Origin of the sequence: Actinosynnema sp. ALI-1.44 (genome assembly GCF_001984155.1) — a bacterium.
Lineage (GTDB): Bacteria > Actinomycetota > Actinomycetes > Mycobacteriales > Pseudonocardiaceae > Kibdelosporangium.
Map to the genome: position 1 here is coordinate 207,523 of NZ_MTQO01000040.1, position 15,887 is coordinate 223,409.

The 15,887-nt window shown below is 67.2% G+C and carries 15 protein-coding genes and 8 tRNA genes; 8 read left to right on the forward strand and 15 right to left on the reverse strand.

Annotated elements, in window-relative coordinates; translation table 11 throughout:
* Positions 1–88 precede the first annotated feature (88 nt).
* The 10 genes from ALI144C_RS55455 to ALI144C_RS14995 form a co-directional block, all read right to left on the reverse strand.
* Positions 89–159 (reverse strand) — tRNA-Cys (locus tag ALI144C_RS55455).
* Positions 160–169: 10 nt separating this feature from the next.
* A tRNA-Lys gene (locus tag ALI144C_RS14960) sits at positions 170–243 on the reverse strand.
* A gap of 2 nt (positions 244–245) precedes the next feature.
* Positions 246–332 (reverse strand) — tRNA-Ser (locus tag ALI144C_RS14965).
* A gap of 14 nt (positions 333–346) precedes the next feature.
* Positions 347–417 (reverse strand) — tRNA-Gln (locus ALI144C_RS14970).
* 11 nt (positions 418–428) lie between these two features.
* Positions 429–501: transfer RNA gene (locus tag ALI144C_RS14975), tRNA-Leu, on the reverse strand.
* A gap of 3 nt (positions 502–504) precedes the next feature.
* Positions 505–578, reverse strand: a tRNA-Leu gene (locus ALI144C_RS14980).
* Positions 579–582: 4 nt separating this feature from the next.
* Positions 583–654, reverse strand: a tRNA-Glu gene (locus ALI144C_RS14985).
* Between the two features lie 14 nt (positions 655–668).
* A tRNA-OTHER gene (locus ALI144C_RS55460) sits at positions 669–756 on the reverse strand.
* Positions 757–1,100: 344 nt separating this feature from the next.
* Positions 1,101–1,661: a pentapeptide repeat-containing protein gene (locus ALI144C_RS14990; protein WP_076987692.1), complete on the reverse strand. Its 561-nt coding sequence runs from the start codon at positions 1,659–1,661 to the stop codon at positions 1,101–1,103.
* A gap of 39 nt (positions 1,662–1,700) precedes the next feature.
* Positions 1,701–3,470, reverse strand: a complete 1,770-nt coding sequence (locus ALI144C_RS14995) for a chitinase (protein ID WP_330359588.1) — start codon at positions 3,468–3,470, stop codon at positions 1,701–1,703.
* Positions 3,471–3,573: 103 nt separating this feature from the next.
* Between ALI144C_RS14995 and ALI144C_RS15000 the strand changes: the two genes are divergently transcribed.
* Positions 3,574–4,191 carry an HD domain-containing protein gene (locus tag ALI144C_RS15000; protein WP_076987694.1) on the forward strand — a complete coding sequence of 206 codons (618 nt, stop codon included), beginning with the start codon at positions 3,574–3,576 and terminating at the stop codon, positions 4,189–4,191.
* A 44-nt stretch (positions 4,192–4,235) separates the two neighbouring features.
* Positions 4,236–5,012 (forward strand): class I SAM-dependent methyltransferase, encoded by a 777-nt coding sequence (locus ALI144C_RS15005; RefSeq protein WP_237774146.1) that lies wholly within the window; start codon positions 4,236–4,238, stop codon positions 5,010–5,012.
* 90 nt (positions 5,013–5,102) lie between these two features.
* Here the strand turns inward: ALI144C_RS15005 and ALI144C_RS15010 are convergent, their stop codons facing one another.
* The 4 genes from ALI144C_RS15010 to ALI144C_RS15020 form a co-directional block, all read right to left on the reverse strand.
* The gene (locus ALI144C_RS15010; RefSeq protein WP_076987696.1) at positions 5,103–5,678 is read right to left on the reverse strand and encodes a GNAT family N-acetyltransferase; all 576 of its coding nucleotides are present in this window, start codon (positions 5,676–5,678) and stop codon (positions 5,103–5,105) included.
* Positions 5,679–5,693: 15 nt separating this feature from the next.
* On the reverse strand, positions 5,694–6,350 hold the full coding sequence (locus ALI144C_RS15015) for a response regulator (protein ID WP_076987697.1): 657 nt from the start codon (positions 6,348–6,350) through the stop codon (positions 5,694–5,696).
* The gene (locus ALI144C_RS55465) at positions 6,347–6,517 is read right to left on the reverse strand and encodes a hypothetical protein (RefSeq protein WP_168211257.1); all 171 of its coding nucleotides are present in this window, start codon (positions 6,515–6,517) and stop codon (positions 6,347–6,349) included. Before ALI144C_RS55465 ends, ALI144C_RS15015 begins: the two co-directional genes overlap by 4 nt.
* A 92-nt stretch (positions 6,518–6,609) precedes the next feature.
* Entirely contained in the window at positions 6,610–7,662 is a 1,053-nt protein-coding gene (locus tag ALI144C_RS15020; protein WP_143230651.1) for a sensor histidine kinase, read from the reverse strand.
* Between the two features lie 77 nt (positions 7,663–7,739).
* Here ALI144C_RS15020 and ALI144C_RS15025 point away from each other — a divergent pair, with 77 nt between their 5' ends.
* The 5 genes from ALI144C_RS15025 to ALI144C_RS15045 all read left to right on the forward strand — a co-directional run bounded on the left by ALI144C_RS15025 (position 7,740) and on the right by ALI144C_RS15045 (position 13,951).
* Positions 7,740–8,372, forward strand: coding sequence for a class I SAM-dependent methyltransferase (locus ALI144C_RS15025; protein WP_076987699.1), 633 nt, complete (start codon positions 7,740–7,742; stop codon positions 8,370–8,372).
* A gap of 71 nt (positions 8,373–8,443) precedes the next feature.
* Positions 8,444–9,877 (forward strand): alpha/beta hydrolase, encoded by a 1,434-nt coding sequence (locus ALI144C_RS15030; RefSeq protein ID WP_076987700.1) that lies wholly within the window; start codon positions 8,444–8,446, stop codon positions 9,875–9,877.
* Positions 9,878–9,998: 121 nt separating this feature from the next.
* On the forward strand, positions 9,999–10,760 hold the full coding sequence (locus ALI144C_RS15035; RefSeq protein ID WP_076987701.1) for an ABC transporter ATP-binding protein: 762 nt from the start codon (positions 9,999–10,001) through the stop codon (positions 10,758–10,760).
* Entirely contained in the window at positions 10,757–13,138 is a 2,382-nt protein-coding gene (locus ALI144C_RS15040; RefSeq protein ID WP_076987702.1) for an FtsX-like permease family protein, read from the forward strand. Before ALI144C_RS15035 ends, ALI144C_RS15040 begins: the two co-directional genes overlap by 4 nt.
* 432 nt (positions 13,139–13,570) lie before the next feature.
* Complete coding sequence (locus ALI144C_RS15045) at positions 13,571–13,951, forward strand: hypothetical protein (protein WP_143230652.1); 381 nt, start codon at positions 13,571–13,573, stop codon at positions 13,949–13,951.
* On the opposite strand, the gene ALI144C_RS15050 is transcribed toward ALI144C_RS15045, so the two are convergent.
* A complete protein-coding gene (locus ALI144C_RS15050; RefSeq protein ID WP_237774147.1) occupies positions 13,948–15,114 on the reverse strand; it encodes a cytochrome P450 in 1,167 nt (388 codons plus the stop codon). The two genes, ALI144C_RS15045 and ALI144C_RS15050, sit on opposite strands and share 4 nt — an antisense overlap.
* Before the next feature lie 68 nt (positions 15,115–15,182).
* On the opposite strand from ALI144C_RS15050, the gene ALI144C_RS15055 reads away from it, so the two are divergent.
* Positions 15,183–15,863 carry a class I SAM-dependent DNA methyltransferase gene (locus tag ALI144C_RS15055; protein ID WP_076987756.1) on the forward strand — a complete coding sequence of 227 codons (681 nt, stop codon included), beginning with the start codon at positions 15,183–15,185 and terminating at the stop codon, positions 15,861–15,863.
* The last annotated feature ends 24 nt before the right edge of the window (positions 15,864–15,887 follow it).

Sequence of the window (15,887 nt, forward strand, 5' to 3'; positions counted from 1 at the left end):
CACCCCAGGGTAGCCGCCCGACGACCGCGCCCAGATCCGTGCGGACCGACAGCACCTTTGTACACGGCGGCGGCGCGAACCGTGATCGAGACCCACCCGGGAGTCGAACCCGGAACCAATGGTTTTGCAAACCACCACACGACCGTCGTGACGTGGGCCGGAAAAAACGTGGGCTGCCGGGGACTCGAACCCCGAACCTACTGATTAAGAGTCAGCAGCTCTGACCAATTGAGCTAGCAACCCCGCGGAGGATGCAGGATTCGAACCTGCGCGACGTTTCCGCCGACTACCGTTTTCGAGACGGTTGCCTTACCGGACTCGGCCAATCCTCCCTTGTGCACGCGGGCTCCCGGTCCAGGATTCGAACCTGGATCAACGGATCCAAAGCCCGTTGTGCTGCCGTTGCACCAACCGGGACCATTTCCTCGTACCCCTGGCAGGATTTGAACCTGCACTGGACGCGTTCTGAGCGCGCTGCCTCTTCCGTTGGGCTACAGGGGTGTGTGCGGCCCGGGGGAGTCGAACCCCCACTGGCCAGGCCCTCAACCTGGTGCCTCTACCAGTTGGGCTAGGACCGCATCGTGACGCGTACGGGAGTCGAACCCGTGTCTTCGGTGTGAGAGACCAATGTCCGTTCCACTGGACCAACGCGCCTTGATGTGTGCACAGCAGCGATCCGGGAATCGAACCCGGGCATCCACGGTGCTGTGTTCATTGAAAACAGGTGGCGGCCTTCCCATAAGCCGAATCGGCCTGGAAAGCAGCACAAAGAGAAAGCCGCCCGGTCGGTGCTCCGACGGGCGGCTCCTGTGTGGTGAGCGCTGGGATCACACCAGGAGCCTGCCGAGCTCAAGGGACAGTTCGAGCTTGGATGATTGACACTCCAGCTTGCTCTTCATCGCTGTCCCTCCCGTGCCCGAATCGTGGTGTCGATAGATGAACTATGGCGGACGCACGGCATTCACGTCAATGCCCTTTTCCCTCGGTCTCGCCGCCGGTTCCACCTCCGCGTCCGAGGAGACCGGGTCGCGCGAGTTCAGGGCGGTCGGCTGGCGACGGGTCGCTCGCGCTGAACCTCAAGGCGGGCAGCGCGGTCGTGATCACCCTCGGTCGGCGATCTTGATCCCCAACGCCGCCGCGAGGCTGTAGGCAAGCCCTCCGAGGTCGTCGCTGTCCACAGTGGCGCCTCGGAGGCTGGTCACACCGCCGATGCCGAGCAGGTGGCAGTCGGTGAACTTCGCCTCGCCGAGCTGTGCGTTGGCGAACTGGGCGCCACGCAGGTCACACGCCTCGAACCGGACACGACGCAGGTCGGCGTCCTGGAAGTCGGCCTCCCTGAGGTTGCAGTCCCGGAACACCGTCCGCCGGAAGGTCGCGAACCGGAAACTCGACAGGTCGATCCGGCACGAGGAGAACACGACGTCCCGGAACACGCCTTCCGGCCACTTCGACCCGGTCAACCTGCTGTTGTGCAGCGTGCAACCGGCCACTGTCGCCTGGCTGGCGTGGATGTTGGCCATGTCGCAGTCGGTGAACCGGCACTCCTCGACCTCGAGCGACCGCACGGCCCGGCCGGACAGGTCGAGCCCGGTGTAGTCGAGTGCGCGGTAGGCGACGTCGTCCTCGAAATCGTGCTCCGCCAGGTTCGCGCTCCGACTCATGGGGACGACCCTATCGGCCGTCCCCATGAGCGTTTTTCCCTAGGGCAGGGAGTTCAAGAACGGCCGGTGGCTGTTCTGGAACTCCCAGTTGTAGTACCGGTCCCAGTTGATCGACCACGTCATCAGGCCGCGGAACGCCGGGGAAGCGCCGCCCCGCAAGGTGTATCCGCCGCAGCCCTGGTTGCGCGCCAGGCAGTTCACCGCGGCCTGCACCTGAGCCGGAGCGGTGTGACCGTTGCCCGCGCTGACCGCGGCGGGCACGCCGAACGCGATCTGGTCCTCACGCAGGCCGGGGAACGTGTGGCCGGTGTTGGCGACCTTGAAGCCCGCCTTGACCATGTCGGTCATCGCGATGTGGAAGTCCGCGCCGCCCATGTTCTTGTACTGGTTGTCCAGGCCCATCACCGGGCCGGAGTTGTAGTCCTGGACGTGCAGCACGGTCAACGCGTCCCGCATCGCGTGGATCACCGGCAGGTACGAGCCGGTTCGGTTGTCCGAGCCGCCCGATCCGCCGTAGAACTGGTAGCCGACCTGCACGAAGAACGTCTCCGGGGCCATCGTGAGCACGAACCGCGAGCCGTACTTGTTCTTCAACGTCCGCAACGCGGAGATCAGGTTGACGATCACCGGCGTCGTCGGGTTGCGGAAGTCCGTGTCACCGGAGTTCAGGTACAGCGAGTGGCCCTCGAAGTCGATGTCGAGGCCGTCGAGGCCGTACTTGTCGATGATCGCGCTGACCGAGTTGACGAACGCGTCCCGCGCACCCGCCGAGGTCAGCTGCACCTGGCCGTTCTGGCCGCCGATCGAGATCAGCACCTTCTTGCCCTTGGCCTGCTTGGCCTTGATCGCGGCGATGAAGTCGGCCTCGGACTCGACGTTCGCGCACTCCGCGACCGGGCACTGGCGGAACCGGATGTCACCGGAGGTGACGGAGGTCGGCTCGCCGAACGCGAGGTTGATGATGTCCCACGCGTCCGGCACGTCGGCCATCCGCAGGTAGCCGGAGCCGTTGGCGAAACTGGCGTGCAGATAGCCGATCAGCGCGTGCTTGGGCAGGCCGACCGACGGGCACCCGCTCGTGGTCGCGGACACCTGTGTGGTCTTGGGAGACTCGCCCGCGCTGTTGTACGCGGCCACCGAATAGCTGTACGTCGTGCAGGCCGTCAGCCCGGAGATCGTGGTCGACGTCCCGGTGACGGTCGCGCGAACCGTGCTGCCTTCGTAGACGCGGTAGCCCGTGACGGTCCCGGCCGCGGCGCCCCAGGACAGGGTGACGGACGAGCTCGTGACCGTGCCGGCGGCAGGGTTGCCCGGCGTGCCCGGGGCACCCGGCGTTCCGCCGCCCGGGCCGTCCAGCGTGACGTCGTCGACGTTGAACGTTCCCGCGCCGTACCAGCCGTGCAGGTACAGCTCGGCGGACGTCTGGCTGGCTCCGGTGGTGAAGCTCAGCTTCAACTCGGCATAACCGGTCGCCGCCGTCCACGTCGACGGTCCGCCGGTGACGCCGAAGTACACGGGATTTCCCCGTACCCAGGCGGAAATCGCGTAGGTGGTGTTGGGGACGACCGAGACGGTCTGCGCGCACTTGCCGAAGTCGGTCGACGCGAGCGCGTAGCTCCCGGTGCGGACGGGGCTGGAGACGACGGTGCCGCTCTGACACGACCAGCCGGAGGTGGAACCGGCCTCGAACCCGGGGTTGGCGAGCAGATTGGCCGCACCGGCCGGTGCGGCACCGGCCACGAAGGCCGTGACGATCAGGGCGAACGCGGTGAACAGCGCGGACAGTCTCCGCATGCTGGGTCGCGACATTGCGGGCCTCCATGGGGGTGGCTTGGCAGGGGACCACCGGACCCACATTGTGCGAACCGGATCGGCAAGTTGTCTAGACCAAATCCGCTACTAGCCTGGCGTTGTGGAAGAACAGTGGAACCAGGCCGTCCAGGTCCTCGGCGGCAACGCGACCGACGCGGCGCACGAGTTGACTCGGCGTTATGGCGAACCACACCGCGCGTACCACAACGCCGAGCACGTGGCAGCGGTGCTGCGCGAGGCGCGTGCGATCGCTGACGTGTCGGCAGAGGACTGGGCGATCCTGACGCTGGCGATCTGCGCGCACGATGTCGTCTACGACTCCAAGCCGGGCGACGACGAACGGGCCAGCGCGGAATGGGCCCGGCGGCACCTGACCGCGGCCGGGGTGCCGGAGGCACACGTGGAGAAGGTCGAAGAACTCGTGCTGGCGACGCTCGGTCACCAGTCCGAGGACGGTCTCGCGCACGTCCTGCTCGACGCGGACCTGTCGATCCTCGGCGCCGAACCGGCCGTCTACGACGGCTACGCCATCGCGGTCCGGAAGGAATATGCGAGCGTCCCGGACGACGCGTGGCGGCGAGGCAGGGCGGCGGTGCTGCGGAACCTGCTCGACCGCGACGTCCTTTTCCGCACCACGGCTGGGAAATCCCGATGGGACGAGCGGGCTCGCGGCAACCTGCGCCGGGAGCTGTCTCACCTGGAATCTCTCGAATCATGAGATTACTCTCCCAATCTACGAGATGGACGGTTACCGTGGGGAAGGTGCCGACCTACACCCATGGACACCACGAAGCCGTTCTCCGGTCGCACCGGTCCAGGACGGCCGCGAACTCGGCGGCGTACCTGCTGCCGCACCTGACCGCTGACATGTCCCTTCTGGACGTCGGCTGTGGCCCGGGGACGATCACCGCGGACCTGGCCGGTCTGGTCGGTCAGGTGACGGCGATCGAGCCCACGCCGGACGCGTTGGCTCTCGCTCGCGACTTCGTGACGCGGTCGAACGTGCGCTTCGACGTCGCGGACGTGCACGCCCTGCCGTACGAGGACAACACATTCGACGTCGTGCACGCGCACCAAGTGCTGCAACACGTGCACGACCCTGTCGGCGCGCTCAAGGAAATGCGCCGTGTCAGCAAAGGCGTCGTGGCCGCGCGGGATTCCGACTACGGCGGATTCGTGTGGTACCCCGAGGTTCCCGCACTGGACGACTGGTTGGCGCTCTACCGGAGGATCGCCCGGCGAAACGGCGGCGACCCCGACGCGGGCCGCAAACTGCTGTCCTGGGCCCGGCAGGCGGGCTTCGCCGAAGTCGAGGCGGGCGGCTCGGTCTGGTCCTATGCCACCCCTGCGGAGCGCGAGTGGTGGGGCGGGATGTGGGCGGACCGCATCCTCAAGACGCAGATCGCCGAGCACGCGATCTCCTACCGCTACGCCACTCGCGCCGACCTCGACCGGATCTCCGACGGCTGGCGGGAATGGGCCGCCGCTCCCGACGGCTGGTTCGCCATCCTGCACGGCGAGATCCTCTGCCGAGGCTGAGCTGGTCCCGCTTGTGTGTAGCGGTTCACTGACCGGAGCCCGCGTTCCTGCTCGGCGTGATCAACGGCTTCCTGAGCAACCAGCCCTTCCCTAGCTCGGTCTGAGAACAGCGGACACACGTTCGGCGTGACGCGCCCAGAACTCGTGGGCGGTCATGCCGAGCATGACCAGATCCTGATACCTGCCCGCGAAGAACACGTGCTCACGCAGCCGCCCCTCGGTGACGAAGCCGAGTTTTCCGTGCATATGGATGGACGGCTCGTTCACGGCATAGACGCTGACCTCGCACTTGTGATAGCGGCGCTCGGCGAACATGTACGCCATCACCAGGATGGCTGCTTCACTGGCGTATCCACGCCGCTTGTGTTCGTCGCCGATGGCGACGCCGTAGCTGAACCTTCCGGCGAGCCGGTCGGCATCGCTCGTCGAGATGGACCCGACCAACGCCCCGTCGGCCTCGATGGCCAGTGCGAACTCGTCGTCCCGAGGCTCGCGGGTGGACTGGTCCTCGGCCCACCGCTGGTATCCCTCCGCGGAGCGGGGTGGATACATCATGTCGGCCGCTCGCATGTCCGCCGAGTGCTCGTCGAACCGCCGAAACACCTCCCAGTCCGTGGGTTCGACGCCACGCAGCCGAACTCGTTCACCCGTCCAGATCGATGTCACACCCTGATCACACCGCTAACCCGGCAGTTTCGCCAATCCGGTTTCGAACGCGAACAGCACCAGCCCGACGCGATCCCGGCAGTCGAGCTTGGCCAGCAGGTTGCCGATATGGGTCTTGACAGTGCCGTCGGCCATGGTGAGGTGATCGGAGATCTCCTTGTTGGTGGCGCCCGCGGCGATCTGCCGCAGCACGTCGACCTCCCGCCCGGTGAGCGTGTCCACCCGCGGGTCCGCGGTCTTGCCGGGCAAGGAGCCGAGCACATGGGAAAGCAACCGGCGGGTCGCGGTCGGCGCGACGACCGACCCGCCATCGGCCACAGCGTGGATGGCCGACAGCAACTCCTCCTGACGGGCGTCCTTGAGCAGAAACCCGGCGGCCCCGGCCTTGAGCGCGGCGAACACGTACTGGTCCACGTCGAAAGTGGTCAGGATGAGCACCTTGGCCCGATGCCCCGATTCAGTGAGCGCGGCAGTCGCCTGCACCCCGTCCATCACCGGCATCCGGACGTCCATCAGCACGACATCGGCATCCACCGACCGAAGGGCCTCGACGGCGGCGGCCCCGTCCCCGGCCTCGCCGACCACCCGCAGACCGGGATCGGACTCGATCATCATCTGGAACCCGGTCCGAACCAGCCGCTGGTCGTCGACAAGGAAAACCGAAAGGCTCATGCCCCGATACCACCAGACGACCAAGGCCGCGGCACACCATCGTCGACCATGCGAACCGCGTCCAGCGTGGAAGCGGTGTGACGCAAGGCTTCCGCGACAGTCGGGCCGGTGCGGCGAACCGGATTCCGCGTTTCCACGATCGCGCGCATCAGGATCAGCATCGACATCGTCCACTCGCAAGGCGCTGCGCGGTGGCGCTCAACGCGATCGGAGGCCGTGGTCATCGGCGGCGGGACGCTGGGGGAAGTGTGTTGTGGCGTCATGACATCACCGGAACCGTTGCGCGGACCTGATAACCACCGGTTGCCAGCGGACCCGCGGTCAAAGTGCCCCCGCGAGCCTGCACCCGTTCGCGCATGGTGGTCAGGCCGTGGCCCTTGCCGTCGGTCGACGCCGCCGTGCCGAGGCCGTCGTCCTGGACAGTGACCTCGGCCTGGGCGTTGTCCACAGCCACGGTCACGGCGACCGTCGCCAGCGGCCCGGCGTGGCGCAGGAAATTGGTCAACGCCTCCTGGACGACGCGGTAGATGGTGAAGCCCATCGACGGGCCGATCTCGCCGACGACCGTGAGCCGGGCACGGTCACCCAGGCGTGCGACGAGATCCTGTATCCCCGCTGCGCCGCGTTGGTCGTTCGACACCCCGCCCTTGCGCAGCACCGTGACCATGTCCCTGATCTCGTCCAGCGCGTGCCGCGATTCGTCGGCTATGACACCGAGGATCGCCGGTGCGCTGGCCGGATCGCGCATGGCCTTCGAACGGCCGCCCTCGGCCTGGACCGCGATCAACGACAACGAGTGCGCCACGACATCGTGCACCTCGCGCGCGATCTCGGCGCGTTCCTCGGCCGCTTCGGCACGCGCGGTGGCCAGCGCGGCCTCCTCCCGCTCGCGTACGCGCAGGCCGACGCCGTACGCGACGACGATCACCAGCGCGTAGCAGAGCACCGTGACCCCGATGTCCCGCGCGCTTGTGCCCTGCAGCCAGATCACCGGCGCCGCGACCGCGCCCAGTAACGCGATGCCCAGGCTGATCACCCCCAACGTCCGGCCCGACCAGCGCCGCAGGCTGTACACCATGATCGGCACGGCCAGGATCGACACGGTGACCTGGGTCAGCACGACTGCCTGGACGCCTGCGGCGACGGCGCCGACCACGAGCGCGATGACGGGCCAGGTGCGCCTGATGGCCAGCGCCGCGCACAACGGCAGCGCCAGCAGGCAACCGGCTGGATAGGGGTACGCGAAGTAGACGCTCAGGGCGGCCAGCACGGCCGCCCAGACCGTGTCCGCGATCCATGGGCGTGGGGGCACGGGTCCAAACTAGGCATTTCGGGGTGCCCCCGCATCCGACCACGGTCCGAAACATCCTATGACTAGGGTCTGAGGCCGTGACCGAACCCAGCTACTTGACCGAGATCAGGAACTCGTACGACACCGTCGCCGACGCCTACCACGACACGCTGAAAGACGCGCATGACAGCATGCCGTTCGACCGGGCGATGCTGGCCGCGTTCGCCGAAGGCGTGCGGGGCACCGTCGTCGACATCGGCTGCGGTCCCGGCCGGATCACCACGCGCCTGGCCGACCTCGGCCTCGATGTCTTCGGCATCGACCTGTCGCCCGCGATGGTCGAAGTCGCTCGGCGCGAGTACCCGCGCCTGCGGTTCGACGTCGGCTCGATGACCGCACTCGACCTCCCGGACGGTTCCGTCGGCGGCGTGGTCGCGTGGTACTCGATCATCCACCTGCCGCAGGACGAGCTGCCCGGCGTCTTCACCGAGTTCTTCCGGGTGCTCGAACCCGGCGGGCAGCTGCTGCTCGCGTTCAAGAGCGGTGATGAGCGGCGGCACCTGACACGCGCTTACGGTCACGACGTGTCCATAGACGTGTACTGGATGCCGGTCGACCGGGTCGCGGAACTCGCTGGACGGGCCGGATTCACCGAGGTGGCCCGGTTGGAGCGAGTGGCGGCCGACTACGACAAAGGACCGCAGGGGTACTTCATGGCGCGCAAGCCGTAGGGCTGCCCTCACCACTGCCCGTCAGGCTGGCCTGATGGTCAGCCCCGGCGCCGCGAGCCAGTCTTGGCCGTATGAGGAAACTAGCGACTGTGCTGGTCGCCGCCGCCGCGTTGACGGCAGTTCCGGCGGCGGCGTCAGCGTCGGCGGCGGGGGCACTCGACTGGGGCGAGTGCCCGCCCGATTCCGTCGACCTGGGACAGGAATGCGCGACCGTGTCCGTCCCCGTCGACTACGCCAACCCGGCTGGGGGCCGGATTTCCCTTGCCGTGTCCAGGATCGCCGCCGCACGCCCGGAGAGCAGGCGCGGTGTGCTGCTGCTCGTCCCCGGCGGCCCTGGCAATTCCGGACTTGACCGGCCGTGGAAGCTGGGGGCGCGGCTGCCGCAGGAGGTCAAGGACCGCTACGACATCATCGGTTTCGACCCGCGCGGAGTCGGCCGCAGCAACCCGGTCAGCTGCGGCCTGACCTCCGACGACGTCAGAAGCCTGAGCCAGTGGCCCGGGCCGGGCGGCGACATCAGCGAGAACGTCACGCGTGCCAAACGAATAGCCGACACATGTGTCCGCAACGCCGGACCGTTGCTGCGGCACATCAGCACTCGCAACGAGGCACACGACATCGACCAGATCAGAAAGGCATTGGGACAGAGGAAGATCTCGTACTGGGCGCATTCGTACGGAACCGCTGTCGGCGCCTACTACGCGACGCTCCACCCGGGCAACACCGACCGCGTCCTGCTCGACAGCAGTGACGAGGTCGACCCGAACGTACTGTGGCGCAAGGTGATGGCCAACCAGGCGATCGGCGTGGAAGACCGCTTCCCCGACTTCGCCGCGTGGGCCAGCCGCCCGGACAACCCGGATCGCGTGGCCGGCTCGCCGGAGGCTGTCCGCCCGCTGTACCTGGAGCTCGCCGCCCGGCTCGACCAGGCACCGATCGGCTCCTTCAACGGGAACGCGCTGCGCGAAGCGGTGGTGCGCGGGATGAACACCGACGCGGGGTTCCCGCTCATCGCGAAAACCATGAACGCGGCGCGAACCGGAGGCACTCCGCCGCCGTTCCCGCTGCCGCCGGAGAACGTGCTGCAGAACATCGCCGCCGTGGCCGGGGCGACGATCTGCAACGACGTCGCGTGGCCGACATCAGTCCAGGTCTACCAGCGGGACGTGCTGCGGTCGCGTGCGCAGTACCCGATGACCGCCGGCATGGTCGCGAACGTCGCGCCGTGCGCGTTCTGGCCGTTCCCCGCCGACAAACCGGTCCGGGTGTCGGCCGACGGCCCGAGCACCATCCTGATGGTGCAGAGCACCCGTGACCCGGCGGCGCCCCTGGTCGGAGCGCTGCGGCTGCGGCGGGCACTCGGCCAGCGCGCGGCGATGGTGACGGTGGGTACCGGTGGGCACGGCGTGTACCTGCAACTGGGCAGCGAGTGCGGTGACCGGTTGGTGACGGCGTTCCTGGTGACGGGTCAGCGACCAGGTGGTGATGTCCGGTGCGCCCGGTGACGCCGGTGACAGGTCGTTTCAGACATGAGTAACCGGGTGTGGGTCTCCGACGTTCTCGCGGCGTCCTGACAGGACATCCGGCATCGGACCACGGTCATAGACAACTCCGGACCGTGGTCCGATGTGCGCCAGGCCCCGGATCCGTAGCTTCGATCACGTGCGAAGCGCAGCAGCGGCGAAAAGCCTGACGAAGACATACGGCACGGGCGATACGGCGGTATCGGCCCTCCGAGGCGTGACCGTGGGGTTCCCCGCGGGCACGTTCACCGCGATCATGGGGCCATCGGGCTCGGGCAAGTCCACCCTGATGCACTGCCTCGCCGGGCTCGACCGCGCCGACGGCGGCGAAGTGCACATCGGCGGCCAGGAGATCACGGCTCTGTCCGACCGCGAGCTCACGAGAGTGCGCCGGGACCGCGTCGGCTTCGTGTTCCAGTCCTTCAACCTGGTCCCGACGCTGACGGCACTGAGCAACATCCTGCTGCCACTCGACCTGGCCGGGCGGCAGCCGGACAGGGACCTGTTGTCCTCGGTGGTCTGTTCGCTGAAGATCCACGACCGGCTGCACCACCGTCCCGGTGAACTGTCCGGCGGCCAGCAGCAACGGGTGGCGATCGCCCGTGCCCTGGTCACCAGACCCGACGTGCTCTTCGCCGACGAGCCGACGGGCGCGCTCGACTCGACGACGGCATCGACGCTGCTGTCCTTCCTGCGTACGTCGTGCCGCGACCTCGGCCAGACCATCGTGATGGTCACCCACGACCCGATCGCGGCGTCGTTCGCCGACCGTGCCCTGGTGCTCAGCGACGGCCGCATAGTCGACGATGTCAGTTCCCCCACGCCTGATGCGGTGCTCGGCGCGATGCGGAGCCTGGCGTCATGAGGGCGGTCGTGCTGCGCATGGCGTTGGCGGAGGTGCGCGCGAATCCCCGGCGGATCGTCGCGGTCGTCCTGGCCATCACGATCAGCGTCGGGTATCTGGCCGCATCGGCGACGGTGCTGGCCAGCGAAAGCGCCACATTGGACAGGAGCGTGATCGCCCGCACGGCGAAGACGGACGTGGTGGTCACCGTGACCGCCGACGATCCAGGCCTGGTGCAGCGTGTCCGCGGGATCGACGGTGTCGCGTCCGCGAACCTCAGCTACCTGTCACACGGGCGGGTGACAGGTTCGTCGGAGTGGGTGCAGCAGCAGTCCGTACCGGACAACCCGGCGTTGCGGTGGACCGGCGTGGCGCAGGGAGTCTGGCCTCAGGGGCCGGACGAGATCGCGCTCGGGACAGTGACGGCCAAGCAGTTGACCATGACCGTCGGCGACGAGATCACGATCAACGACGCGAACTCCTCGGCGACGCTGCGGGTGGTCGGGCTGACCGACGAAGGTGATTCGCTCCTGTCCGGCCTGGCGCAGAGTTCCTTCGTGGCACCGGCGTTCTACACCGGCGCAGCGTCGATCCGGACTTCGCTGCAGACCGAGATCCTCGTGATCGGAACAGGGGCTGCCACGCCGGAGCGCCTGGCCGAGCGGATCGAGCAGGTCGCGGGCGGCAACGCGGTGGAGACCTCGTCCGAGTTCGCGCAACGGAAGATGAGCGAGCAGACCAACGGCGTGTTCCTCTTCCAATTGCTCCTGCTGGTGTTCGGGGCGATCGCGTTGCTGGTCGGCGGAATCATGATCGTCAACACGTTCCTCATCCTGGTCACCCAGCGGCGCAGGCAGATAGGTCTGCTGCGAGCTCTTGGCGCGAGCAACACGCAGATCAGGCGCGGGCTCTTCGTCGAGGCGACCGCGATCGGCCTGATCGGCTCGTCGCTCGGGCTGGTACTCGGCGTCGGCGTGTCCGCGATCGTGGCCAACCGGCTGGGTCAAGTGCTCACGGTGCCGACGGGGCAGATAGCGGCCGTCGCCCTGGTCGGCGTGGTGCTGGCCGTGCTGTCGGTCGTCGTCCCGGCGCGCCGGGCGATCAGGATCTCACCGCTGGAAGCACTGCGGCCAGTCGCGGACAGGCAGGCCGAGCGGCGCGCGTCGAGGTCTCGTGCCGTGCTCTCGACCGTACTGATGGTGGTGGGATTGGCGGGGGTCTGGCTGGGAACGGGTGAGTCGCCGTTCGCGTTGCTGTTCTCCGTCGGAGGATTGCTGGTGTTCGCGACTGGACTGCTCACGGCAACGGGCATCTACCTCCCCGCTCTCCTGAGAGTGGCGACAGGGCTGTTGGCCCGTTTCGGCCCAACAGCCCGGCTCGCCGCGAACAACACGACACGGAACCCGGGTCGAGCGGCGGCAACCGGCGCGGCACTGATCGTCGCCGTGGGCATCGTCGTCACCCTCCAGGTCGGCGCGGCGAGCATGAAGGCAACGGCGAACGCCAATCTCAGCCACCGGTTCCCCGTCGATGTCACGGTTTCCCTGTTCGACGGCGAGCTACCACCAGGCGCGGCGCGAGACATCGCCGCAGTGCAAGGAATCACAAGCACTCAGGAACTCCGGTCAACGCGAGTCCAGGCCAACGGCACAAACCTGCGTGTCCTCGGCGTCCCAGGAGTCAGCGACAACCAGATACTCGCGGACCCGTACCTGAAGCTGACAACAGCAACCCTCCTCGGCAAAACCGGATCGGTCACACTGCCGGCGACAAGTGACTACCTGGCACCCGCCGACACAGTGGTGGTCTCGCCAAAAACACTGGCCACAGTGGATTCGACAGCGGCAGTGGGAACGGTGTGGGCGACCACAGCCCCGGACGTGGACATCACCGCATTGCGCTCCCAACTGCGCGCAGTGGTCGCCCCCATCACAGGCGCCGAGGTCGGCGGAGGCCTGTCAGCCAAGGCCAGCTACGCCGAATTCCTCGACCGCTTACTGATGCTCACCACCATGCTCCTGGCAGTGGCCGTACTGATCGCCCTCACCGGCGTCGGCAACACCTTGGGCCTGTCAGTGCTGGAGCGAACCAGAGAATCCGCACTACTCCGCGCACTGGGAATGCAACGCACCGGACTCAGGAAGATGCTGGCCATCGAAGCCATCCTCCTGAGCACAGTCGGCACAGCAGTCGGCATCGCGGCAGGCACCTTCTTCGGCTGGATCGGAACACAGGCGGTCAGCAAAGAACTGAACTTCACTACGGTGACCTTTTCGATGTCATCACCCCAGACAGCAGTGGTCGCCATAGTGGCAATAGTCGCCGGAGTGATCTCCTCAGTCTTGCCAGGCAGACGAGCAGCCCGCTCAGCACCCGTAACAGCCCTGGCCACGGAGTAAGCCCACTCGGACGTGCCCGCCACCATCCCGATCAGGCTTTCCAGCCGATCAACCACCGCAAAGGACGCACCAGTACCCCGATCTCCTCAGGAGTATGGACCACGATCCCATGACCCCGCCCGCCAAGGATCAACCAGGGCAGCAAACCGTGTCACCCACTCGGCGACCCGCGAAGGAAACGCTGCACTGTCCCCGCCCGCCCTAGATATCGACGGCCAGGATCCCGCAGGGCTCAGCAACGGAGGGCACGTTGGCGGAGATCAGGTCAGCAAGAACCGGGTTGGCTGGGATCAGGACGGCCAAGTCCACCGCCGCGCCACCTCGCCGACCTCGCCACAGCAGTGACCTAGCTGGCGGAGAAGCAGGTAGGCGGCTGGTCTCTCTGCTCGCCGGGCTTTTTCCCGGGTGGACTTTCGGGGTGTGGAGGGGGCAATGGGGGCGTTGTTCAGTTCCGAGGTTCTCAGCGTTTGGGCCCGGGGCCGCCGATTCGGGGTTCCTGGGTCGAGCGTTCATGGATTCGAGGGCGCCGACGAGCTGACCGCCCGCGTCATGGTGGCCCGGATCGAACTCCTCGCGGCGCGCTTCGTGGCGCGGACGCCGGTCGACGAGCTCGCGGACGGCGGCGGGACGGACATGCGCGTAGGCATCAACGCGGCACTGTCCACACCGGGCCGACCGCAGCTCGTCATCGTCTTGACCGACGGCCACACGCCTTGGCCGGACGAGAATCCCGCGTGCCGGATGATCGCGGGACTCGTCGGCGACAGGCCACCGCAGCCGCCTGCCTGGGTCGAGGCCGTGCGCATCCGTTAGCCGGCGGCGACCGTCATGCCCCGCAGTTCGTATCCGGCGATCTCGTCCTTGAACGCGATCCGCGGTGGCTCGACCATCCGTACCTTGTCCAGTGAGAACAGCTTGTGCAGGAAGATATCCGACTCCAGCATCGCGACGTGCGAGCCTGGGCACTTGTGTGCACCTTCTCCAAAGGACAGACCGGTCGTGCTGCCGCCGTCGCCGATCGTGCGGCCGGGGCAGAGCGCAAGGGGTTCCTCGCCGACCACCCCGGTATCGAGGTTGGCGTGATCGATGTGGATCCGCACGGTCGAACCCGCGGGCACAGTCACCGACTCCACCTCGATGTCGTTGGTCGTCCGCCGTTTCAGGTGACCGAGCACGGGTTCCAGGCGCAGGACCTCGTGCAGGATCAGCAACCGGTTCGGCTCGTCGGCCGCCAGGTACTGGGATCGCAGGTCGTCGTCGGTGAACATGTGCCACGCCGCCATCACGATGAACTCACGGGTGGTGACCATTCCGGCAGCCGCGAAAGTCAGGCATTCGCCGAGGATCTCCGCCGCGCTGCAGCCTTCGTCGAGCAGGTGCGAGATCAGGTCGTCCCTGCGGTCGGCCTTCCGGACGCGGACCGCCGGCCGGACGTCGTTGAAGTAGATCGACGACCAGCCCGCCAGTTGGCGCCAGGTCCAGTAGAGCCCGCTCAGGCTGGTGAACCCGGGACTGCCGAACTTTTCCGGGAAGAACCGGTCCAGTCGTCGTTTGATCCCAGGTTTGCTCTCGGTCAGGCCGATCACGGCACATGTCACGTCCACCGCCAGCTGGAAGCTCATGTCGGCCAGTTGGACCGCGTCGCCCTTGCGCAGCAACGCGACCTGGGCGTCGGCGACTCGTTCCATCACCGACCGGTAGGACTCGTCGACACGCCGGGGTGTGAAGAACCGGGCAGTCTGTTTGCGGTGTTCCCGGTGTTCCTTGCCGTCCCGGTACAGCACCGGCCTGCGGATCTTCTCCGGGAAGTTCTCGACGGTCTCGATACCGAGACCTGCTTGTACCGTGGCGTGTTCGCGCAGGAACGCTCGTCCGGCGGAGTAGCCGTTGATCTGCCAAGTCCCGTCGGGGTTCCGCTGGACTGGACAGTCGCTTTCGGCTTCGCCCCGGTCGACCTTGCGCACGTTCGCAGCCACTTGCTCTCCCTTTCCTGTCATGCCGACGACAATCATTGATCGAGTCCACGCGGTTCGCCAGCCGCCGGATGTGTCAACCGATAGGGTCTCCGGCCGTGAGCGAGCCCGCATACCTTGCCGCGACCCGTGACTCCTACGACACCGTCGCCGAGGACTACACCAAACTTGTCACCACCCTCTTCGCGCAGGAGCCCTTGGGTAGAGCGATGTTAGGGGCGTTCTCGGAAATCGTGCTCGACTGCGGCGGCGGACCGGTCGCCGACATCGGCTGCGGCCCCGGGCACGTCACCGCGCACCTGACCTCCCTCGGCCTGTCCGCGTTCGGGATCGACCTGTCGCCGCGGATGGTCGACATCGCCACCCGCTCGTATCCCGACCTGCGCTTCGAGGTCGGCTCGATGACCGGGCTCGACCTGCCGGACAGCCAGTTGGCAGGCATCGTGGCGTGGTGGTCGATCTTCCACACGCCCCCGGAGAGCCTGCCAGTGGTGTTCGCCGAGTTCCAGCGCACGCTCGCACCAGGTGGGCACTTGCTCGTCGGGTTCCACGTCGGTGACGAGCACTTGCACCCGGAGACCTCCTACGGCCACCCGGTTTCGTACGACGCATATCTGCTGCAGCCCGACCACGTCACGGAACTGCTCGCTCAAGCCGGGTTCACTGTCACCGCTCACCTGTTGTCCGAAGGCAGCAAGTGGCCGCAGGCCTGCATCCTCGCCCACACAGTCAGCCCGATGCCCGACGCCTAGCCGTGCGGCCGAACGGGCGAGGGC